The 595-nt window shown below is 39.2% G+C and carries 1 protein-coding gene; it reads left to right on the top strand.

Features of this window, described 5'->3' with window-relative positions:
* Positions 1-337: hypothetical protein (locus AC1XUO_RS29645; protein WP_483333522.1), on the top strand; the 337-nt coding region annotated here is incomplete at its 5' end.
* Positions 338-595 lie beyond the last annotated feature (258 nt).

The raw sequence follows: 595 nt of genomic DNA, 5'->3' as shown, positions 1-595 counted from the left end.
CCTTAACAGATTCGAACCAATGGATTCAGTTTTTGAACTTACACCGACCCAAAAAAAGCTATTTGAGGAATTACGCAAAGCATATAAAAAATGCGAAAGGGCCAATATTATGTTTGTTAATGACTATGGCAATTTGTGTGCTTTTAATCATTCTCTGATCGCCGATTTTCACAACGACGACATGTACGATCCTAATGATGAAAAATCTATAAGGACACGTGGTGAACATGCCTTGTACTCATTTAAGATTGATCACGAGTGGACGGATGATGAACATTTAATTATTCTGACAGATCGAGGCTTAAAGCAATGGCAAAAAGACAATGAGACACTTTAACAGATTTGAACGTACCGGGGGTTCAAGACCCTCTCTATCTGCACATCCTTAAACCGCTGTATCGAGAGTTCGAATCTCTTCCTCTCTAACTAATATAAACCAATCCGAAATCATGAAATTAATTACCAAACCCAAGACAAAAGCACATGAATTAATTAGGGCATCAAATTACCGAACGCGAAGCCCGGACGCGTAAGCCTTTTAATGGGTTTATCTAAGCGTCGACTCTGCCGGGAAAGTATCCATACAATCAGGAAA

It is taken from the genome of Dyadobacter sp. HNCC25DJ186, from assembly GCF_056895235.1.
The sequence above is the reverse complement of the archived record's forward strand: the minus strand, read 5'-3'. Positions and strand labels throughout refer to the sequence as shown.